Origin of the sequence: Bellilinea caldifistulae (genome assembly GCF_001306055.1) — a bacterium.
GTDB lineage: Bacteria > Chloroflexota > Anaerolineae > Anaerolineales > Anaerolineaceae > Bellilinea > Bellilinea caldifistulae.
This window is the reverse complement of record NZ_LGHJ01000013.1, coordinates 55615-77190: the sequence shown is the minus strand read 5'-3', so window position 1 is coordinate 77190 and position 21576 is coordinate 55615. Positions and strand designations below refer to the sequence as shown.

Sequence of the window (21576 nt, the reverse complement as noted above, 5' to 3'; positions counted from 1 at the left end):
CGAATTATCCCCTTCGAGGGGTTAACTATTTTCTGGAGGTTAAAGAAAACATGAAGAAATGGGTATACTTATTCCATGAATTAGATGCTGCCGAAAAGTATGTGGGCGGCGATTGGGATGCAGTGCGGGGGCTTTTGGGGGGCAAAGGCGCCAACCTGGCTGACATGACCCGATTGGGTGTTCCGGTTCCGCCGGGTTTCACCGTCACCACCGAAGCATGCAACGCTTATCTGGCGGCGGGTGGAAAATTCCCGGAAGGAATGTGGGAGCAAATGCTGGATGCCCTCAAAGAGGTTGAGCGGCTTTCTGGTAAGAAATTTGGCGGTACCGATAATCCTTTGTTAGTTTCCTGCCGATCCGGCGCTAAATTCTCCATGCCGGGCATGATGGATACCGTCCTCAACATCGGCTTGAACGATGAAACCGCCCAGGCGATGATTCGTTTGACCAATAACGAACGCTTCGTGTACGATTCATACCGCCGCCTGATTCAGATGTTCGGTGCGGTGGTTCTGGGCATGCCGGATGAAGCCTTCGAGGATGTACTGGAAGAGTTCAAGCGCCAACGCGGTGCCAAACTGGATACCGATCTGAGCGCTGAGGACTTGAAGGAATTGACTGCTATTTTCAAGGGTGTTGTTCGCAAAGAACTGGGCTTCGACTTTCCGATGGACCCGTTCGAGCAATTGAAACTGGCAACCGAGGCGGTCTTCAAATCGTGGAATGGTAAACGAGCAGTGGACTATCGCCGTGCGACTAACATCCCCGATGATTTAGGCACAGCGGTCAATATCGTTACCATGGTTTTCGGTAACATGGGTAATGACTCCGGTACTGGTGTGGCATTTACCCGCAACCCGGCCACCGGCGAAAAGAAACTATATGGCGATTACCTGCTCAATGCGCAGGGTGAAGATGTGGTTGCTGGTATCCGTAACACCGAAAAGATCGAGAATCTGGAACGGGATATGCCGGAATGCTACCGCGAATTCCTCCAGATTTGTGACAAGTTGGAACGCCACTACCGCGATATGCAGGACATGGAATTTACCATTGAACGCGGTAAATTGTGGATGCTTCAAACCCGCAACGGCAAGCGCACCGCCAAAGCAGCAGTTAAGATTGCAGTTGATATGGCCAACGAGGGGATTATCACCCGTGAAGAGGCCGTCAAACGGGTTACACCTGAAAATGTGGATACCCTGCTGCACCCCCAATTTGATCCCGAAACCATCAAAAAAGCCAAAGCCGACGGTCGCTTCTTCGCCAGTGGCGTGAACGCCTCACCCGGTGCGGCGGTGGGTCAGGTTTACTTCGATGCCGACACTGCCGAAAAAATGAACAAGGAATATCATCAGGATGTCATCATGGTGCGTCCGTTCACCAAGCCAGATGATGTTCATGGTATGCTGGCTGCCAAAGGCATTCTCACCAGTGAAGGTGGGGCAACCTCCCATGCTGCGGTGGTTGCTCGTCAGTTTGGGGTGCCGTGTGTTGTGGGCGCGGCCAGTGTGCGCATTGATCTGGATAAACGCCAGATGGAAGTGGATGGTAAGGTTGTCAAAGAAGGCGAGTGGATTTCTCTGGACGGCGGTACCGGTGAGGTTTTCCTTGGTAAATTGCCCATGACTTCCCCATCGCTGGAGGAACAAACCGATCTTTTGACCCTTCTGGATTGGGCGGATGAAATTTGTGCCCGCCCTGGTATTCGTAAGAGTGTCAATGGCTCTCCAACTACCGGTTTGCAGGTATGGGCAAATGCCGACTATCCCAAAGACGCTCAGCGCGCTCGCTCCTACGGCGCCCGAGGAATTGGTCTGTGCCGGACTGAGCACATGTTCTTTGAACAGGAACGCCTGCCGATTGTTCAGCGAATGATTCTGGCGAAAACCTCCGAAGAACGCAAAGCCGCTCTGGATGAACTGCTGCCTTTCCAGCGGGCCGACTTTGAAGGCTTGTTTACCGCCATGGATGGGTATCCGGTCATTATCCGCCTGATTGACCCGCCGCTGCATGAGTTCCTGCCGGCTGCCAAAGACCTTGAAGAACAGATCATCACCAAGCGCATTGAAGCGCTGGCCGGTTACGTGCTGGGCAAAGGCGAACCCAAAGAGGTGGTGGAACTGGAACACATGCTCCAGGCCGTAGAGGCCATGCACGAAAGCAACCCGATGATGGGCCTGCGTGGCGTGCGTTTGAGCATCGTCATGCCCGAAATTGTCGAAATGCAGGTGCGCGCCATTTTTGAAGCAGCCGCCAACGTGACCCTTAAAGGGGTCCATGCCAAGCCAGAAGTGATGATCCCGCTCACCGGCCATGTCAACGAGTTGAAGGTCATTCAACCGCGGCTGGAGGAGATTGCCCGCGAGGTGATGAAGGAGAAAGGCGTATCCTTCCCCTATAAGTTTGGGACGATGATCGAAATCCCGCGCGCAGCAGTCACCGCTGCGGAAATTGCTGAGATCGCCGAATTTTTCTCCTTCGGCACCAACGATCTTACCCAGATGACTTTTGGCTACAGCCGGGATGATGCTGAGCGCAGTTTTCTGGTTACCTACGTGGAAAAAGGCATCCTGCCCAAGAATCCCTTCCAGACATTGGATCGGGATGGTGTCGGACGCCTGATGCAAATTGCCGTGGCGGACGGCCGCTCGACTCGCCCCGATCTGGAAGTAGGCATCTGCGGTGAACACGGCGGTGATCCGAACTCGATTGAGTTTTGCCATCTGGTTGGGAACAACTATGTTTCCTGCTCACCCTTCCGGGTGCCAGTTGCCCGCCTGGCGGCTGCCCATGCCGCTTTGAAGCACGCTGCCTAGTCCGCCTAAGGAAGGTAAAAAAACTTTCGGAGAGGTATTCAGTACTTTGCAAGACCTGTTGGCTAGCAGTTTTTGCCAGCAGGTCTTGTTTTTTTGACGGAATTTTTCGCTCAATTTGCAACCATTTCCCCGTAATTCTCCGGCTTTGCGGAATTGAAAGGTTGTTTTTCAACAGGGTTGGTATAATTTTTTTTGTAGGCATCCTTCTTGCACAATGGGCTTTTGTGCCATTCCCCCTCAAGGAGGAAAGAATTGAGCGAATTAACCGAGTTGATTGTCCCCCAGGCAGAATCAAGACCGGCCAGTAAAGCAGGTTCGTTGACGAACTGGATCGGTTTCTGGACAGTGATTGTTCTGGCGCTGGCAGGAGTTGGCTTGATTCAGGCAACCTGGCTGCCAATCAGCGTCTTGCCCGGCATGTATCCGGGGATTAATATCACGAATGTCATGCTGATTGGTCTTGGAAGCATGCTGATTGTATTATTGACAATCTGGACGATGGGCAGGCTTGCCGGGCGAGAAGCGCCGGATTATCTCTTTGGTACGCGGGTGATTCATCCCCTGTTTGGTTTTGCGTTCAGCTGGACGTTTCTGATCGGCGGTGGTTTGTTTATTGGCTTTCTGGCAAGCACTTTTGCCCGAATCATCCTGCCTGATCTGGCTAATATGTTGGGAAATGTTCTGGACATTTTTGATCTGCAGGTCTTTGCAGCCTCTCTGCATAACCCACAAGTGATGGTTTACCTTGCAAGCGGCTTGATCTTTACGGCATTTATCCTTTCCATTCTCTCGCCGCAGGCAATCCGCAGGATTCTTGGGTGGGGATCAGCTCTTTCCATTTTAGGATGGCTGGTAATTCTTGGACAGTTTACCGCCGTTTCTCAAAACCAGTTCAGCGCTTTTTTTGACCGGATTTTTAGAGAAGGTTCACATGCCCTGCATCTTAATCTCGCTTTTCAACTGGGGATGAAGGCACAGGGTGAAACGCTGCCGGAGATGATCGCCATTGGCCTGATCATCGGATTATTCGGATTTTTTGCTCTGGGTCTGCCGGTCTGGATGGCGGGTGAACTGCGAACCCATCGAAGCAATCTCGTACCGGCCGGTTTGCTGGCACTGATCATTGCTGGATTTTTGTTGATTGCGGCGATTGCCCTGGTGGAAAGGACGATTTCGTGGCAATTTCTGGCAGCGGAGAGTTTTCTGCGGCTTAAGGGCATAACCGGTGAAGGCGGGGTGGTTTTACCCATGCCGGTTTCGACACCGGGCGGCAGTTCTACGGGTGTCCTGCGGGGAATTGTCCTGCCATGGCTGCCGTTTTACGCAGCGGTGGTGCAATCCAATCCATTGCTTTTGTCCTTTTTATCCGTCATCTGGATTGTGATGTTTGTTCTGGTCGTGCAGGTATATATGCTGGCTTTGAGCCGGGTTCTCAAAGCCTGGGCAGAGGATCGGGTGGTTCCGGAGTGGATTGGACTGGTACATGCCCGCCAGCACAGCCCACTATTTGCGCTTTTGATGGTGACGGTGATCGCTTTGCTGGTGGTGATTGATGCGGCTCAGGCAAACTGGATTGGGAATCATTTCAATTTCGGATTGTTTGTATCTTTTGCACTTTTGCTGCCGGTTCTTGCGCTGATTAAAAACCCCTATTACTTCCTTGCTGATGGAGACGACAGACCTTCGAAAGGCTGGGTGCGCTTTTTGGGGGTAATAACCGTTGTCATCTTACTGGCAACAATCCTTCTGCCTTATGTTTTTGGGGTGAAGATCTTGCCGGTGGACTGGCAGTCAGCTGCCCTGTTGGCGGGAGTTTTTGTGAGCGGCATGATGTGGTTCGGCGGCAGGTGGTTGTACCTGAAACAACGCGGCATAGACTTGATTACGTTTTTCAAAAAAATCGAGGAAAATAGACAGTAACTCCAATCATCCTTCTGGATCATCGGAAATCCATCCTTTGAGGTGTTACAATCCCCTGTGAGGGGATTTTGATTCTGGTATAATCGCTGTGACATTGTCCAGTTAACCGGCAATGGTGACCCGCAGCGGGGTCAGGGGAAGGAAGTACACATCGAACAAAGGAGGATCTCCATCCGATGGAGAAGCGAGATTATCTGGATCTCTATCATCAAATGGTCGTGATTCGCCGGCTGGAAGAACGTTCGGCTGAATTGTATCAACAAGGAAAAATTGGTGGCTTTCTCCACCTCTATATTGGTCAGGAGGCGGTGAGTACTGGCTTGATTTCGGTGCGCCGCCCTGAAGACCGAATTATCACCGCTTATCGCGATCACGGTGTGGCGATCAACTGCGGTCTTTCGGCACGAGAGGTAATGGCCGAGCTGCTTGGTAAAGCTACCGGATGTTCGCGCGGCAAGGGAGGTTCAATGCACCTTGCTGATGTGAAAAAGAATTTCTGGGGGGGGCACGCTATCGTAGGGGCGCATTTGCCCATTGCAGCCGGATTGGCGTTGGGGGATGTTTATCAGAACAACCAGGCTGTGACCGTGTGTATGTTTGGAGATGGCGCCACCAATATTGGATATTTTCACGAGGCGCTCAATCTCTCGAAAGTTTGGAACCTGCCGGTTTTGTGGGTGTGTGAAAATAATCAATACGGCATGGGAACAGCGGTTGAACGGGCATCGGCTGTGTCAGAAATCCGGCGCAAGGCGGACGGTTATGGGATGAAAAGTGAAGCGGTGGACGGCATGGATGTCATGAAAGTCCGCGAGGTTTCGGCCCGTTTATATGAGGAAATTCGCAACGGCAGCGGCCCGCAATTTTTGGAAGTAATCACCTATCGTTTCCGCGGGCATTCGATGGGTGACCCGGAGCGGTATCGTTCCTCCGAAGAAGTCAAAACCTGGCTGGAAAATGACCCCATTGGCATTTATCATCGTTATTTGCTGGAAAATGACATTGCCAGTGAAGAGGAACTTCAGCAACAGATTCAAATGGCAGAAGAAGAAGTCAACGATGCAGTTGCGTTCGCCGAAGCCAGCCCGGAACCGCCGGCTGAAGAATTATTCAAGCACATTTACGTTGAAGGATGACGGGGTGACACAATGGCACGAATAACCATGCGAGAAGCCATCTCTCAGGCATTATGGGAAGAAATGGAACGAGACCCCAGGGTGTTCATTTTGGGAGAAGAAGTGGGTGTATGGGGCGGCACCTATGCGGTAACCAAAGGATTTTATGATCACTTTGGTCCGGAACGGGTAAGGGACACACCGATTGCAGAAGCCGCAATTATCGGCGCGGCAATCGGGGCAGCCTTGACCGGTCTGAGACCGGTTGCCGAATTGATGACAATCAATTTTGCCTTTTCGGCGATGGATCACATCGTCAATCAGGCTGCCAAACTACATTACATGTTTGGCGGACAAATGATCCTGCCGCTGGTCATCCGCGCAGTGGGCGGCGGGGGGCGTCAACTGGGCGCTACTCACTCTCAAACTCCCGATGCCATTTTTGCGCATTTTCCCGGTTTGAAAGTGGTTGCCCCCGGTACCCCTGCGGATGCCAAGGGAATGTTGAAGGCTGCCATCCGCAGTCAAGATCCGGTATTGTTCATCGAACATGCTACCTTGTATCAGACCCGCGGGGAGGTGCCGGAAGGTGATTACATTGTCCCGCTGGGAAAATCCACCATCCAGCGCGAGGGCCGGCATGTGACCATTGTAACTTACTCCAAAATGCTGGAAATTTCCACCAAGGCTGCCGATCAACTGGCAAAAGAGGGCATCGAAGCTGAGATTGTCGACCTGCGTTCGTTACGCCCGCTGGATATGGGTCCTGTACTGGAATCGTTCAAAAAAACCAACCGGGCGGTCATCGTGGAAGAAGGTTGGAAATCCTATGGGGTTGGGGCAGAAGTTGCCAGCCGGATTTACGAAGAAGCCTTTGATTATGTGGACGCTCCCATCAAGCGGGTTGCCCAGGCTGAAGTGCCGTTACCTTACAACCGCACACTGGAACAGATGGCCCTGCCTCAGGTGGAGGACGTAATTAAGGCAGTCAAGGAGGTGTTGTAATGGCTGAAATAATTGCCATGCCCAAACTGGGTTTTGATATGGCGGAAGGCACACTGGTGCGTTGGGTGGTCGGTGAAGGTGAAGCGATTGAAAAAGGCCAGGTATTAGCTGAGATCGAAACCGATAAAGCCACCGTTGAGGTGGAATCCAGTGCAGCGGGGGTTGTGTATCGCCATTTGGTCAAGGCGGGGGATATTGTACCGGTGGGGACGCCCATTGCAGTCATTGCAGCGCCGGGGGAGAAAGTTGAGGATATTCCGGCGGTTGCTGGCGGCGGAGAAGCACAGCCGTCCGCCGCTCAGACGGAACAGCCAGCAGAGCAGCCGATACCTGCCAGCCAGGAGACTGCCGCCATTCTGGAAGATGACGGACGCACCAAAGCCTCGCCACTTGCCCGTCGGATGGCACAGGAATACGGCATCAATCTAAAGCAGGTACAGGGCAGCGGCCCGGGCGGACGGGTGGTCAAGCGGGACATTGAAAAAGCGTTGAAAACCGCTCCGGTTGCGGCTGCGCCGGAGATTGAAACGCCTCCAGCCCCGATTGCTGCGCCAACGACATTACCGCTTCCTGCGGTTGTACCGGCGGCGGCTGCCGAAGATCAACGAGTGGCAGTGGATAAATTGCGCGCCATCATCGGTCGCCGCATGGTTGAATCCAAGACCCAGATACCGCACTTTTACCTGACCAGCGAAGTAGACATGGCGGCTGTGATGGAACTGCGTAAACAGTTCAACAGCCAGTTGCCAGAAGAACAGAAGTTATCCGTCAACGATTTCATCATCAAAGCCGCTGCGCTTGCTTTGAGGCAATATCCCAACCTGAACGCCTCTTTGCAGGAAAATGAAATCATCCGCCATGCTCACCGCAACATCGGTGTTGCGGTTGCCCTCGAAAACGGGCTGATGACCATTGTTTGCAAAGACGCAGATTATAAATCTTTGGGCTTGATCTCCCAGGAGGTCAAGGAAATGGTTGCACGGGCGCGGGCTGGCAAAGTCCGCCCGGAGGACATTGAAGGCTCCACCTTCTCCATCAGCAATTTGGGCATGTTTGAGGTGGAGCATTTTGTGGCGATTATCAATCCGCCGGAAGCGGCCATATTGGCGGTTGGGTCGGTTAAGGAAGTGCCGGTTGTTGAAAACGGCGTGGTCAAAGCGGGGTTGCGAATGAAGATGACTCTGTCGGCCGATCATCGGATTACCGATGGGGCTGAGGCGGCCAGGTTTATGCAAGCCCTGAAGAATTACCTGGAAAAACCAGCTTTGATTTTGTTGTAGAGAGGATTGGGACAGGCCACAGCCTGTCCCAATTCATATTTCCATTTGATGGGCTTTACTTATTTCCTTTCATATATCAGTCGGTAAATGTTCATGATTTCAGCGATGGAACGGATATACCGCTGCGTCTCTTCAAAGCGGATGACTTCGAGGAAAAGATCGGGGTCGCCTTCGGCAAGTTGCGCCCAGGCATACGCATTACCCGGCCCGCCGTTGTAGGCTGCCAGAGCCAGATACAAATCTCCACCGAAGTAATCACGCTGATTGGCAAGGTATTTTGCTCCCAACCGGATGTTAATCAGTGGGTTGTGCAGGTCTTCAACCTGAAAATCGGGGTAGCCGTAGCGTTCGGCCAGTTCCTGTCCGGTGGCCGGCATGATCTGCATCAAGCCGCGCGCTCCGGCACTGGAAATCACAAAGGTCTCAAAAAAAGATTCCTGGCGGATGATGCTGAACAGTAATAAAGGATGCAGGCCGGTTTCGTTAGCCTCCTGCATTACGGCATCCTTGTAGTACGTGCCGAAGCGAACCAGGTTGAAAAAGCGGGGAGCGTTCAAGGTCTGAAGGTTGTCCATTCCGGCCAGGTTGAGAATCTGGCGACTTGCAAAAATAGCCGGGCGGTAAGCTCCAATTTGCAGCATGATGTTCAGGAAACGGTAGAGCACCACCGGGTCTGAGGAAATTTCTTCGCGCAGGCTTTCAAATTCACCGCGAGCAGTCTGATACAAACCGAGTTCCCACAAGGCCATCCCGCGGATGAAACGCGGGTTTTGGGCTAAATCTCCTATGCCTTTCAAATCCGTTTCAGGCGGTATCGCAAAGGTGTCACGCAGCCAGTCTTCTGCACGCTGCTGTTCGGTTGACCAGTCTATCCCCAGATCATACACAGCGGGCGAGTGAAAGGGAGGCTGATTGTTGAGCAATTCGTCTGCCCGTTCACTGTAATAACCGGTGGGGTCGAGGGAGGCGGCTTGCTGCCATGCCTCCCGGGCAGCATCGGGATTGCCGGCTCGTTGCTGGATTTTCCCAATCCACAACAGGGCAGCTGCCTGGTCGTTAGGCGAGGTCGAGAGAACAACCTGCCGTTGCAGCGCGTTCAAGGCGCGCTCGTCCGCGCCGAGACGGTAATAAGTAATCCCCGCCAGAAACTGGGCTCTGGGGCTGATGGAGGCGGCCGGGTATTCCTGGAGCAGGCGCTCCCAGGTTTCAGCGGCGCGGGTCAGGCGGTTACTGCGTTCCAAAATGCGGGCGGCGCTGAATAAGGCATTGGGGGCTTCATTCGATGAAGGGTTTTGAGAAACAAACGCCAGAAGGGTGTTGGCAGCCCCTTCAAAATCTTCTAAGAATGCCCATTGCGTGTAGGCGATTTCCTGCCAGGCGGTTGAATAAAACGAATCACCGGGATGGTCGCGAATCAAAGTCCGCCATTCTTCTAATGCACCTTCCAGATTGTTGATTTGTCGTAACGCCAGGGCGCGGTAGTGATGAGCCGTTCCCTCATGATCCGGATTGTTGTTAATGTACCCCAGCAGCACTTCTGCCGATAGTGCGTACTGCCCGGCAAAGTAGTTCACCAGGCCGCGGTTAAGCTGATTCACCGGCTGACCGGCGTTGACCAGCTCAATCAAACCCGAGTAGGTATCATAGTAACGCGGGAAGTTATTGACCGAGTCCTGAAAACGGGCATAAGCCTGTTCTGGAAATCCCAATCTCAGATAGGCTTGACCCGCCAGAAAATTAGCCTGAGCCTTGTAGTAGTCGTTGCTTGTGCTTTGGTAAGCTTCCAGATACTGGCGAATTGCTGCTTCCAGATCGTTCAATTGCTGATAGGCCTGACCGATGCGGATTGTAAGGCGGGCGGTATCCTGCATTCCGGAGGCTTGAATGGCTTTCTGGTAGGCTTGAATGGCCTTTTCATATTGACCGGCAGCCATCCAGGCTTCCGCGGCTTTTTCTGCAATCAGGTCGTCCAGAATACCCGGTTTCAGTTGCAGGAACATTTCGTAGGCTTCGGCAGCCTTTTGATTTTCTCCCAGGGCAAGGTAGGCTTCCGCCAGAAAGTAATATCCATTGGCCAGCGAATGATTCGCCGGATGTTCGTTGATCAAGGCCAGCAATGTTTCAATGGCCTGCTGGTAATTCCTTTCCTCGTAATAGGCGCGGGCAATCCCCACAAGCGCTGCTGCCTGAATTTCTGGATCATCGCTTGCCATTGCAGCGGATTGGTATTCCTGACGAGCGCGTTGGGTATCCCCCAGCAATAAGGCGTTATCACCCTGAGTCAAACGAACGGCAGGAAGGGGGGTCGGCGTGGATGTTGGTGTTGGAAATGTGGGTGTGATGAGATTTGGGGTTTCCGGTGCAGACTGTCCATGCGGGGGAGTATTTGAGCGGCTCAGTGAAGTGGGCAGGTTACAGCCCATCATCACCAACAATAAGATGATCGAAACGATGCGAATATGTTTCATGTGCGGCATAATTTCTTATACCGAAATGTGGGAAATGTGTCAATGTATGAACTTCGTCAGCCCGCTTTTTTCAATGGTATAATCAACTCGCTCCCCCGCGGGAGCAATTTTGATGAACCCCGATTGGTTTAAGGGGAAAATTTGAAATTTTCGATGAGAAGGACACGAATTCAAGGATGAGCATTGTTCTGACCGGCTCAATTGCCTATGACTACTTGATGACCTTTCCCGGTTATTTTAAAGATCACATCATGCCGGAGCGGCTGGACTCGATCAGCCTTTCTTTTCTGGTGGATCAGATGGTACGCCAGCGAGGGGGAATTGCGCCCAATATCGCCTATACGATGGCTCTGTTGGGTGATAAACCGCTGATTTTTGGGACTGCCGGGGAGGATTTTGAGGATTATCGCCAGTGGCTGGAAAGCCATCATATTGATACAACCTACATCCGGGTTGTGCCGGGAGTTTTCACAGCCAGTTTTTTTGCCAACACCGACCTCGCCAATAATCAGATTTGCAGCTTTTACACCGGGGCAATGGCATACGCCCGCGAATTGTCCCTGGAAACGCTGCAATCCCGGCCAGAGATGGTGGTGATTTCACCCAATGACCCGGTGGCGATGGATCGCTATGTCGAGGAATGCAAACAAATGCAGATTCCGTATGTGTATGACCCCAGCCAGCAAATTGCCCGATCAGACCCGGATGAATTGCGCCGAGGGGTGGATGGAGCATACAGTCTCTTTGTCAACGAATACGAATGGGAATTGTTGCAAAAACACACCGGCTTCAGCGCGGAATTTATCCTGCACCGCGTTCCCTTAGTGGTAATTACCCGCGGGGCTAAGGGGGCTTCCATCTACTGGCAGGCCAGTGAGGTGGACGTTCCAGCAGTACCGGTTGAAAAAATTGTGGATCCCACCGGGGTTGGCGATGCCTTCCGGGCAGGATTTTTAAGGGGCTGGCGGTTGGGCTTTAACTTCGAAATTTGTGGCAAGATGGGCTCGCTGGCAGCAGCCTATTGTCTGGAGCAGCGCGGCACCCAGTCGCATTATTTTACCGTTGAAGAGTTTATTACACGCTTCCGCACCCATTTCGATGACGCTGGTGCGCTTGAAGTAATGAAACAACCCACAGTTTAATTTTTTTGATGGAGGACACGAATGACCAATTTTGATGTGAAGGACTTAAAACTGGCAGAGGGCGGCCGCCGGCGGATTGAATGGGCGGCCCGCGAAATGCCCGTTCTGCGTCAAATTCGCGAGCGGTTTGAGAAGGAACGACCGTTGGCGGGAATTCGCATTTCTGCCTGTTTGCATGTGACCACTGAAACCGCTAATCTAATGCAGACTTTACAAGCCGGCGGAGCAGAAGTCGTACTGACTGCCTCAAACCCGCTCTCCACGCAAGATGATGTGGCAGCTGCTCTGGTTTCTTATTCTGAAATTCCAGTTTTTGCCATCAAGGGTGAAAATAACACGGTGTATTACAAACACATCCATGCTGCACTGGATCATAAACCGCATTTGACGATGGACGACGGCGCCGACCTGGTCAGCGTTTTACACAAGGAACGCCGCGAGTTGCTGCCCAATGTGATTGGCGGCACCGAAGAAACCACCACTGGTGTGATCCGCCTGCGGGCTATGGCGGCGGACGGGGCGCTGGCTTTTCCAATCATTGCGGTCAACGATGCCATGACCAAGCATTTCTTCGATAACCGTTATGGTACCGGGCAGTCCACCATTGATGGCATTATCCGCGCCACCAACATCCTGCTGGCGGGCAAGAATTTTGTGGTAGCCGGCTATGGCTGGTGCGGGCGCGGTCTGGCGATGCGGGCGCGCGGCATGGGCGCCAATGTCATCGTCACTGAAGTTGACCCGCTCAAGGCTTTAGAGGCGGTGATGGATGGTTATCGGGTGATGCCGATGAAAGAAGCTGCCCGGATTGGCGATGTGTTCTGCACCCTGACCGGTGATATTAATGTGATTGACCGTCCCCATTTTGAGGTGATGAAAGATGGCGCAATCATCTCCAATTCCGGCCACTTCAATGTCGAAATCAACATCCCGGCACTCGAAGAAATGTCCTCATCCAAACGCTTGGTGCGTCCCTTCGTGGAAGAGTATGAGTTGAAAGACGGCCGCCACATCTACCTTTTGGGTGAAGGCCGCTTGATTAATCTGGCAGCTGCCGAAGGTCACCCGGCCAGTGTGATGGATATGTCGTTTGCCAATCAGGCATTGAGTGTGGAGTACATGGTCAAACACGCAGCCGAGCTGAAAAAGCAAGTTTACAGCGTGCCGGCCGAAATTGATAGCGAAATTGCCCGTCTGAAACTGGCCGCCATGGGAGTTGAAATTGATGTACTGACCGATGAACAGGTACATTACCTGAATTCCTGGGAAGAGGGTACCTGAACCAATCGAAAAAACGGTGAGCGTTTTCCGAGCTTGCCGGGGTGAAGTCTTATTATCAGGACCCTGCCTGCAGATCCGCATGGGAAGAACGGGCAGGGCTTTTCTTTTGCTCGAATAATTCCCACTCAATTCGTCAGAATACGCTACGGCGAACCTTCAAATGGGCGGCTTCGTAGTACAATTTTCTCATCCTGAAAGCGAAGGGACGAAATCCATGACTGGAAAAGGCGAACTGACCCAAGAAGAAATTCTGCGCTACTCGCGCCATTTGTTGATCCCTGAGGTTGGGCTGGAAGGCCAGCGCAAGTTGAAGGCCGCCTCCGTGCTGCTGGTCGGCAGCGGTGGTTTGGGTTCACCGATTGCTCTGTACCTGGCGGCTGCCGGCGTCGGTCGCATTGGGATTGTGGATTATGATGTGGTGGATGCTTCCAACCTGCAACGCCAGATTATCCATGACACTCAGCGGATTGGGATGTTGAAGGTCGAATCGGCTCGCAATCGGTTGCTGGCATTGAACCCCTTTGTGCAGGTGGATGTGTACAACGAGGTATTCACCTCGCAAAATGCTGAACGAATCGCTGCGGATTACGATATTCTGGTTGACGGTAGCGATAACTTCCCCACCCGTTACTTGCTGAACGATCTGGCAGTATTGAGCGGCAAACCGTTTGTCTATGGCTCAATTTTTCGTTTCGAGGGTCAGGTGAGTGTTTTTGATGCGCGGCGCGGCCCGTGTTACCGTTGTCTTTTCCCCGAACCTCCCCCGCCGGATACCGTGCCATCCTGTGCGGATGCGGGTGTATTTGGGGTGCTGCCCGGCACCATCGGCTCCATTCAGGCAACCGAGGTGATCAAGATTATCCTCGGAATTGGAGAACCGCTTACCGGCAAACTGTTGCTGTATGACGCGCTGGACATGAGTATGCAGGTGATTCACCTGCGGAAAAACTTGCAGTGTAAGGTGTGCGGCGAAATACCCGAAATTACCCATTTGATAGATTACGAGGCTTTTTGCGGTGTGCCTGCGAGAGCCGTGCAGGAAAATGGACTGGAGGCCGATCGTATCATTGAGCCGGCCGACTTGAAACAACGTTTGGAAACAGGAAATGAAGTGGTGTTGATTGATGTGCGCGATCCGGTTGAGCAGCAGGTTGCTGCATTACCGGGGGCGCTGCTCATCCCTCTGGAGCGGCTTGGTCAGCGGATGAAGGAACTTGATCCGCAACGGGAGTATGTCCTCTTCTGCCGTACGGGTGTGCGTTCGGCACGGGGCGTGCGTCAAATGGCAGCAGCAGGGTTTACCAAAGTCAAAAATTTACGGGGTGGCCTGAATGCCTGGGCTGATCAGGTTGACCCGACCATGTTGAAATACTGAGCGAGGTTTGTAGAACGATGACGGATGATCACAAAGCAAAACCGGTTTTACTGGCTGTTCTGGCCCATCCAGATGATGAAACCTTTGGGATGGGCGGAACGCTGGCTTATTATGCCCGCCGTAATGTAGCAACCCATTTGATTTGCGCCACGCGGGGTGAGGCGGGGGATGTGGATGAGGAATACCTGAAGGGCTACCGTTCAATTGCCGAACGTCGGGAGGCTGAATTACGCTGTGCAGCCGGAAAGTTGGGCCTGGCTGGGGTTTACTTTCTCGGCTGGCGTGATTCGGGAATGCCCGGTTCGGCTGACAATCAACATCCACAGGCCTTGATTCAGCAGCCGCTGGAGCAAGTTGCCGCCCAGATTGCAACCTATATCCGCCGTTTGAAACCGGATGTGCTGATTACGTTTGACCCGATTGGGGGTTACCGGCATCCTGATCATATTTTTATCCATCAGGCGACGGTGGAGGCTTTTCGAATGGCGGCCGATGAGAACTGGCAGGACACCGAGCATCTGCCGCCCCACCGTCCGGCTAAATTTTACTTCCAGACCATCCCGCGAGGCTTCCTGCGCTTTATTGTCCGCCTGCTGCGTTTGTTTGGAAAAGACCCGCATAAGTACGGGCGCAATCGTGATATTGATCTGGTGGCGATCAGCGAGGTAGATTTTCCGACTCACGCTGTGATTGACTACCGTCCGGTGGCTGATATTCGCGATGAGGCTTCGCGGTGTCACGCCAGCCAGGGGGGTGGATCGCTGACCGGAGGGTTGTTTGCTCCGTTAAGGCGCATTTTTGCGTCCAAGGAGATGTACATGCAGTACTACCCCGAACCCAAAAATGGGCGGGTTGAACGAGACCTTTTTGAAGGCATCGTTCAACTGCCGCCCTTTAAACGAGAGCCGAAATTCTGATCCGGCTTTGTCAATCAGGCTTCAACCGGTTCGCCCACTACAAGGGACTGGAAGACCAGCCCATCGGGAGCAGCATCTACCAGAATGGTGTCGCCTTCTTTGAATTCACCGGAGAGGACTTTGAGCGCCAACACATCCTGCACTTCGCGTTGAATGGTGCGTTTGAGCGGGCGTGCACCAAAATCGGGGTCGTAGCCGGCCTGAGCCAGATATTCTTTGGCAGCCGGGGTGACTTCCAGTTTCAGGCCGCGTTGTGCCAGCAGATTTGCCAGACGGCCCAACTGGATATCCACGATTTTGACCAGATCCTCGCGGGTGAGCGGGTCAAAGATCACAATTTCATCAATGCGGTTCAAGAACTCCGGCCGGAAGTGGGCTTGCAGGATGCGGTTGAGGGTTTCCCGGCCGGGTTTTCCAGCCGCATGGTTCAACCACAATTCGCTGCCCAGGTTGGAGGTCATGATGACCACGGTGTTGCGAAAATCCACCGTGCGCCCCTGACCGTCGGTCAAGCGCCCGTCATCCAGCAACTGCAGCAAGACGTTGAAGACCTCCGGATGGGCTTTTTCGATTTCATCGAATAGCACCACACTGTACGGCTTGCGGCGGACGGCTTCGGTCAACTGACCGCCTTCCTCATAACCGACATAGCCCGGCGGAGCGCCCACCAGCCGCGATACGGTGTGTTTTTCCTGATACTCGCTCATGTCAATCCGGATCATGGCTTTTTCGTCGTCAAAGAGAAATTCCGCCAGAGCGCGGGCGAGCTCGGTTTTACCCACGCCGGTCGGGCCAAGGAAGATAAACGAGCCGATAGGCCGGTTTGGATCTTGTAAGCCGGCCCGGGCGCGGCGTACTGCATTGGAAACTACCCGGATGGCTTCATCCTGACCTACCACACGCTGATGCAGGCGTTCTTCCATGTGCAGCAACTTCTGCATCTCGCCTTCCATCAGGCGTGAAACGGGAATACCCGTCCAGCGTGAGACAATCTCGGCAATCTCTTCGGCGTCTACTTCTTCCTTCAACAGGGCGCCTTCTGCCTGAATTTCTTTCAGACGATTTTCGGCTTCATGCAATTGCTGCTCCAATTCCCGCAACAGACCGTAGCGCAGGCGGGCGGCTTTTTCCAGATCGTTGCGCCGTTCGGCATCTTCCATTTCGATGCGCGCCTGCTCGATTTTTTCCTTTACTTCCCGCAGGGCAGCAATGGCTTGTTTTTCTGTCTCCCAACGAGTATACAGTTCGGCAGCACGTTCGCGCAGATCGGCCAGTTCCTGTTCGAGCTTTTCCAGCCGTTCTTTGGAGGCTTTATCCTTTTCTTTCTGCAAGGCCTGGCGTTCGATTTCCAATTGCATAATTTGACGGTCCACTTCGTCCAGCGCCTGCGGTTTGGAGTCGATTTCCGTACGCAGGCGGGCCGCGGCTTCGTCAATCAGGTCAATTGCCTTATCCGGCAGGTGGCGGTCGGTAATGTAGCGGTGCGAAAGGGTAGCCGCCGCAATGACGGCTGCATCGGTTATCCGAACGCCGTGATGGACTTCGTAGCGCTGTTTGAGACCGCGCAGAATGCTGATGGTATCTTCTACTGAGGGTTCTTCAACCAGCACGGGTTGGAAGCGACGTTCGAGAGCCGGGTCTTTTTCCACATGTTTGCGGTATTCGTCAATTGTGGTAGCGCCGATCATGTGCAGCTCACCACGTGCCAGCATTGGTTTGAGCATGTTGCCGGCATCCATGGCGCCTTCAGCTGCCCCAGCCCCAACGACCGTGTGCATCTCGTCCACGAACAAGATGACTTCCCCAGCCGCGCTGGTGATCTCGTGCAAGACAGCTTTGAGCCGTTCTTCAAATTCGCCGCGGTACTTTGCCCCGGCAACCAGGGCGCCCATGTCCAATTGGACGATGCGTTTATGCTTCAGACCCTCCGGCACATCACCATTGACAATGCGCTGTGCCAATCCTTCCACAATCGCGGTTTTACCCACACCGGGATCTCCAATGAGAGCCGGGTTGTTTTTGGTGCGGCGTGAAAGGATTTGAATGACACGGCGAATCTCTTCATCCCGTCCGATGACCGGGTCAAGTTTGCCCTGACGTGCCATGGCGGTCAGGTCGCGCCCGTATTTTTCCAAAGCCTGATAGGTGGCTTCCGGGTTTTGGGAAGTGACCCGCTGGGTGCCTCGCACGGAAGCCAGGGCTTTGAGGATTGATTCCTTGGTTACGCCGTACTGGCTGAGCCGTCGGCCTTCGATACTCTCCGTTAAGCCCAACAGGATATGTTCGGTGGAAACGTAATCATCCTGCATGCCTTTGGCGTAACGTTCAGCCGTGCTGAGTACATCCGCTGCTGCGCGGGAAAGACCAACTTCCCCGCCGGCTCCGTACACTTTGGGGCGCTTTTCCAAATCCTGGGTCAGTTCCTGGCGGATGGCCAGCACACTGCCGGCAATACGGGTGATCACGGCGGGTACAACGCCGTCTTCCTGTTGAATTAATGCCAGCAGCAAGTGGGCTGGTTCAATTGCCTGGTGGTTCAAGTCCTGCGCCAAACGCTGGGCTTGAAAGATGGCTTCCTGAGCTTTTTGGGTGTATTTATCTAAGTTCATTTTTTACCTCCTGATTATTGCAATTTACACCAATAAATCCATCAAGGGTCTATAATGGCTGTTCTCATGCTATTCGGATAATATTAGATTTGTGTCGGTGAAATATTAGAGAATGTTAAGAAATCTTTGAACGAAACCGGCCAATGCGGGTATACTTATGGCGAGAATTATTGCAGATAGACTTAAGAAAAAATTTTATGGAAAAATCAAATTCTTGTCAGGTTTACTGGTTGGGGGAGGTCGAGTATCAACGCGCCTGGGACCTGCAAAACCGCCTCGCCGGGCAGATTGCAGAAGGACGCCAGCCGCCAACGGTCTTGATGCTGGAACATCCCCACACTTATACCATTGGACGGCGCGGCGGGCGTGAGCATATCCTCTGGCCGGCCGAGGAAATTCAACGACGTGGAATTGCCATTTTTGAGGTTGACCGCGGGGGTGATATTACCTATCACGGGCCGGGGCAACTGGTGGGTTACCCGTTGCTGCCGCTGGCAGCCCCCGGCTGGCAGGGTGAGCGCCTGCCTCAGGCCGATTTTGTGGGGTATGTACGCAAACTGGAAGAGGTCTTAATCAGCGTGCTGGATTTTTATGGAATCGAAGCCTTCCGAAGGGAAGGTTTAACCGGCGTTTGGGTGAACAAAACCGCCGGTGAATATCACCTGCCCACCAAAATTGCCTCGATTGGGGTCAAAGTGGATGCCCGCGGTGTCTCTCGGCATGGTTTTGCCTTGAATGTGCAGCCGGATATGCTCTACTGGCAGGGAATTATTCCCTGTGGGCTGGAGGGGGTACAAATGGCTGCGATGAGTGACTGGCTTTCGCCCTGTCCATCGGTGCGAGAAGTGGCCGAACAGGTGAGCCGGGTTTTTGAAACTGTTTTCGGTTTTAAGATCGAGTGGCAGGCTGCCGATCCGGAAATTCTAAACCGATGACTTGGCAATCACCCGCACAACCAGAGGACGGTTGAAGGTCTTCTCGAAGGCTTCGAGGTGGTTTTCCACGCCCCATTGTTCCAGCTGGCAATCCTGATCCGAAAACATTTCGAGGATGACCTCTCTTTTATCGCCGGAGACAAAACGCGCCCGATGAACAGCACCCATGTGGCTGCGATCCAGACTTTCGGAGAGGCGCAGAATGATCCCCAACACCTTGACGGCGGTTTGGGAGTCTTTATCCAGGGCGGCAAATTCGGGTTCTTTTTTGCTGGGTAACGCTTTGCGGTGGTGAAGACTGGCTAACGCCATGATGGTGATTTCTTTCTGGTCAAAACCCAGTAAATCGGCGTTGCGGATCAGGTAGTAGGTGTGCATTTGATGATTTTGATAGGAAAGAAACGCGCCAATATCGTGCAGCAAGGCGGCATACTCCAGCAATTCTCTTTCCCAGCGTCCCAGGCGGTGTAAGCCGATCTGGTAGCCCGAATCGTACAATTGCAGTGCAAGGCGGGCAACATGACGGGCATGTGGCTCATCAAAGTTGACTGTGCGGGCTAGATGCAGCACAGAACGTTCCCGCACGGTCATTTGACCGAGCATGAGGGATTGATCCGTCCGCGAGAGATAATCAATCAACAGTCCATCCCGCAGGCCGCGTTCACTGGGGCGGAAGGAGGGCAGTTTGAGCTCTTCCATGATGGTATCAATGATTGCTGCTCCAGCGATGATGATATCGGCTCGTTCCGGGTTGATGCCGGGGATCTGCCGGCGTTCTTCCAGATTGGCCTCGCAGAGCACTTGAATCACTTCCTTGAGCTGGGCGTGGGTGATTTCATCCTCGCGTTCCAGTTTACGCTTGAAAAAGCGATGGGCTGCTATATCTGCGAGATTGAGAATGGTTCCGGAAGAGCCGTAAACCACATCAATCTTGTAGGGTTGAACACGTTGAATCGTCCGCACGATGATATTGCGAACATAATTTTGAATCAACGCATAACGGATAGGGGAGATGGGTTCCTTTTCATCTGGTAGGAAAAACATGGTTGTCAGGCGGATCGCACCTAATTTGAGCGAATCCAGCAGGTGATACTGCTGCTGGTCACCGACAATGATTTCGGTGCTGCCGCCGCCAATATCCACGAATAAGGCCTGTCGGTCAGCGAGGTGGACGCCGGAGGCAACCCCCAGATAAATCAGGCGGGCTTCTTCCAGGCCCGATATGGCACGCACATCCAGCCCGGCTTCGTCTTTCAAACGCTGGATGAATTCGGCTTTGTTGCTGGCTTCGCGAGTCGCCGAGGTGGCTACCGCAATGATTTCTTCCGCCTGCCGTTGACGGGCAAGTTCGGCAAATTTTCGGCAAACGGTGATGGCGCGCTCCATGGCTTCGGGCTGAAGGGTTTGCTCAATGAATTCGCCCTCGCCGAGCCGTACCACTTCTTTTTGGGCGGTCAGCACTTGATAAGTCTTGTTGGGATTGATGCGCACCAACAAGAGACGAATGGAGTTTGTACCAATGTCAATAAAACCCACCACCCGGCTTTTTGAAGGGAGTTCAGGATTCTCCATCATTCTTCTCCTCCGGCTGAGTTGTCTGGGCAGAAACGGCAGTCGCCTGTGAATCCGGCTCAGAATCGGGTAAGTGGAAGGCAACTCTGCGGCGCAGGTTTTCCCACAAATTTTCGGCCTGCCATTCCTGCCACGAATTGACGAATTGCTGGTAAAGATTCTGGCGTTCTTCTTCGCGCAGTTTTTGGTAATAAAACAGCCCCGGTAGCAGACGCTTGAAAGGACGGGCGTGACCGAAATATTCGATGGTGCGCTGGCGTTCTTCTTCAATGAATTGTGGCAGGTAGGCAATCCACACATCGGCATCGTGAATTGCCCCCAACAAGTCCTGACACTGACGCAGGGATTTGATAAAGGGTTTCAATTCATCCTCAAAAAGCGGAGCAAAAAATTCCAGGGTGTAGCGCAGGTGTTTTCCGGCAATTCGCATGGCGTGCAATTCGCTGACGCATTCCGGGCGGTTCACATACGGTTCAAACGCAAGAAACTCATCCAGTCTGGCCTGGATTTGTTCATCGGCCAGTTTACGCAAAGGCGGATCGCTTAAGTCCAGTTGATTCTTGTAAATTTCAAACGGGGCCAGTTTCTGGGTAATTTCGGCTACCAGATCGTCTTTTTCCAGCCGGCGCAGGGCTTTGAGGACGTCCTTCTGCATCTCGCGCCGGCGCTGGCGAAGGCGCAGCAGCAATCGGCGCACGCCGGCGCGTTCGGGCGGTGTAAGCCGGCTGACCAGTTCGGTTAAGTGTTCAATTTGGACATCTGTATCGCGTGCGGCGCCTAAGGCGCGGGTTATGGCGCGGATTCGTTTACGCCAGTTTTCATGCCGGCGGGGGGCGAGAAATGGCCCGAAAATGGGCAAAGCACTCCGCAGGCGGCGGGAGGCAACCCGCATGCGGTGGACGGCTTCAATATCTTCGGCTTTTTTTACGCCCTCCATTTCATCCACCATCGCGCTCAATTGTCGCAGGATGATGGCTGCTCCGAATATTTGAACATTGGGATTGGGGGAAGACTTTGGCTTTGGCATGAGGGCACCTCCTCGTGCTGATTGGTTTTCATTATAGCATTGTCTGGCCTGCTTTTTTAACCGCAAAGAAAAATCCCCCGCCACAGGTCAGGTGGGGGATGGTTTTGGCGA

At 53.3% G+C, this 21576-nt stretch carries 14 protein-coding genes; 10 read left to right on the top strand and 4 right to left on the bottom strand.

Annotated elements, in window-relative coordinates; translation table 11 throughout:
* Positions 1-50: 50 nt before the first annotated feature.
* The 5 genes from ppdK to AC812_RS07745 all read left to right on the top strand — a co-directional run bounded on the left by ppdK (position 51) and on the right by AC812_RS07745 (position 8139).
* Positions 51-2819, top strand: coding sequence for a pyruvate, phosphate dikinase (gene ppdK, locus AC812_RS07765; protein ID WP_061918186.1), 2769 nt, complete (start codon positions 51-53; stop codon positions 2817-2819).
* Positions 2820-3071: 252 nt separating this feature from the next.
* Positions 3072-4739 (top strand): APC family permease, encoded by a 1668-nt coding sequence (locus tag AC812_RS07760; RefSeq protein WP_061918184.1) that lies wholly within the window; start codon positions 3072-3074, stop codon positions 4737-4739.
* A gap of 176 nt (positions 4740-4915) precedes the next feature.
* Positions 4916-5875: a pyruvate dehydrogenase (acetyl-transferring) E1 component subunit alpha gene (gene pdhA, locus AC812_RS07755; RefSeq protein WP_061918182.1), complete on the top strand. Its 960-nt coding sequence runs from the start codon at positions 4916-4918 to the stop codon at positions 5873-5875.
* 12 nt (positions 5876-5887) lie between these two features.
* Positions 5888-6859, top strand: coding sequence for an alpha-ketoacid dehydrogenase subunit beta (locus AC812_RS07750; RefSeq protein ID WP_061918180.1), 972 nt, complete (start codon positions 5888-5890; stop codon positions 6857-6859).
* Complete coding sequence (locus AC812_RS07745; protein ID WP_061918178.1) at positions 6859-8139, top strand: dihydrolipoamide acetyltransferase family protein; 1281 nt, start codon at positions 6859-6861, stop codon at positions 8137-8139. The genes AC812_RS07750 and AC812_RS07745 overlap by 1 nt, the downstream gene beginning before the upstream one ends.
* Before the next feature lie 59 nt (positions 8140-8198).
* Here the strand turns inward: AC812_RS07745 and AC812_RS07740 are convergent, their stop codons facing one another.
* Positions 8199-10607 (bottom strand): lytic transglycosylase domain-containing protein, encoded by a 2409-nt coding sequence (locus AC812_RS07740; protein WP_062158852.1) that lies wholly within the window; start codon positions 10605-10607, stop codon positions 8199-8201.
* Positions 10608-10783: 176 nt separating this feature from the next.
* Between AC812_RS07740 and AC812_RS07735 the strand changes: the two genes are divergently transcribed.
* From AC812_RS07735 to AC812_RS07720, 4 genes are all read left to right on the top strand, one after another.
* On the top strand, positions 10784-11749 hold the full coding sequence (locus AC812_RS07735; protein WP_061918175.1) for a carbohydrate kinase family protein: 966 nt from the start codon (positions 10784-10786) through the stop codon (positions 11747-11749).
* A gap of 21 nt (positions 11750-11770) precedes the next feature.
* Complete coding sequence (gene ahcY, locus AC812_RS07730) at positions 11771-13030, top strand: adenosylhomocysteinase (RefSeq protein ID WP_061918173.1); 1260 nt, start codon at positions 11771-11773, stop codon at positions 13028-13030.
* A 214-nt stretch (positions 13031-13244) separates the two neighbouring features.
* The gene (moeB, locus tag AC812_RS07725; protein ID WP_061918451.1) at positions 13245-14405 is read left to right on the top strand and encodes a molybdopterin-synthase adenylyltransferase MoeB; all 1161 of its coding nucleotides are present in this window, start codon (positions 13245-13247) and stop codon (positions 14403-14405) included.
* 17 nt (positions 14406-14422) lie between these two features.
* The gene (locus tag AC812_RS07720; RefSeq protein ID WP_061918172.1) at positions 14423-15322 is read left to right on the top strand and encodes a PIG-L deacetylase family protein; all 900 of its coding nucleotides are present in this window, start codon (positions 14423-14425) and stop codon (positions 15320-15322) included.
* A 14-nt stretch (positions 15323-15336) separates the two neighbouring features.
* Here the strand turns inward: AC812_RS07720 and clpB are convergent, their stop codons facing one another.
* Entirely contained in the window at positions 15337-17931 is a 2595-nt protein-coding gene (gene clpB, locus AC812_RS07715) for an ATP-dependent chaperone ClpB (RefSeq protein ID WP_061918170.1), read from the bottom strand.
* Positions 17932-18128: 197 nt separating this feature from the next.
* Here clpB and lipB point away from each other — a divergent pair, with 197 nt between their 5' ends.
* Positions 18129-18866 (top strand): lipoyl(octanoyl) transferase LipB, encoded by a 738-nt coding sequence (gene lipB, locus AC812_RS07710; protein WP_061918168.1) that lies wholly within the window; start codon positions 18129-18131, stop codon positions 18864-18866.
* On the opposite strand, the gene AC812_RS07705 is transcribed toward lipB, so the two are convergent.
* Together AC812_RS07705 and AC812_RS07700 are read right to left on the bottom strand one after the other, a co-directional pair.
* Entirely contained in the window at positions 18855-20441 is a 1587-nt protein-coding gene (locus tag AC812_RS07705; RefSeq protein WP_201797722.1) for a Ppx/GppA phosphatase family protein, read from the bottom strand. The genes lipB and AC812_RS07705 overlap by 12 nt on opposite strands.
* Positions 20425-21465 carry a CHAD domain-containing protein gene (locus tag AC812_RS07700; RefSeq protein ID WP_061918166.1) on the bottom strand — a complete coding sequence of 347 codons (1041 nt, stop codon included), beginning with the start codon at positions 21463-21465 and terminating at the stop codon, positions 20425-20427. The genes AC812_RS07705 and AC812_RS07700 overlap by 17 nt, the downstream gene beginning before the upstream one ends.
* Positions 21466-21576 lie beyond the last annotated feature (111 nt).

Bases quoted from the DNA above. Each gene is read 5' to 3' on its own strand.
- AC812_RS07700 (WP_061918166.1), bottom strand. From the start codon at position 21,465: ATGCCAAAGCCAAAGTCTTCCCCCAATCCCAATGTTCAAATATTCGGA.
- ahcY (WP_061918173.1), top strand. From the start codon at position 11,771: ATGACCAATTTTGATGTGAAGGACTTAAAACTGGCAGAGGGCGGCCGC.
- AC812_RS07720 (WP_061918172.1), top strand. From the start codon at position 14,423: ATGACGGATGATCACAAAGCAAAACCGGTTTTACTGGCTGTTCTGGCC.
- AC812_RS07735 (WP_061918175.1), top strand. From the start codon at position 10,784: ATGAGCATTGTTCTGACCGGCTCAATTGCCTATGACTACTTGATGACC.
- AC812_RS07705 (WP_201797722.1), bottom strand. From the start codon at position 20,441: ATGATGGAGAATCCTGAACTCCCTTCAAAAAGCCGGGTGGTGGGTTTT.
- AC812_RS07740 (WP_062158852.1), bottom strand. From the start codon at position 10,607: ATGAAACATATTCGCATCGTTTCGATCATCTTATTGTTGGTGATGATG.
- pdhA (WP_061918182.1), top strand. From the start codon at position 4,916: ATGGAGAAGCGAGATTATCTGGATCTCTATCATCAAATGGTCGTGATT.
- AC812_RS07745 (WP_061918178.1), top strand. From the start codon at position 6,859: ATGGCTGAAATAATTGCCATGCCCAAACTGGGTTTTGATATGGCGGAA.
- lipB (WP_061918168.1), top strand. From the start codon at position 18,129: ATGGAAAAATCAAATTCTTGTCAGGTTTACTGGTTGGGGGAGGTCGAG.
- AC812_RS07750 (WP_061918180.1), top strand. From the start codon at position 5,888: ATGGCACGAATAACCATGCGAGAAGCCATCTCTCAGGCATTATGGGAA.
- moeB (WP_061918451.1), top strand. From the start codon at position 13,245: ATGACTGGAAAAGGCGAACTGACCCAAGAAGAAATTCTGCGCTACTCG.
- clpB (WP_061918170.1), bottom strand. From the start codon at position 17,931: ATGAACTTAGATAAATACACCCAAAAAGCTCAGGAAGCCATCTTTCAA.
- ppdK (WP_061918186.1), top strand. From the start codon at position 51: ATGAAGAAATGGGTATACTTATTCCATGAATTAGATGCTGCCGAAAAG.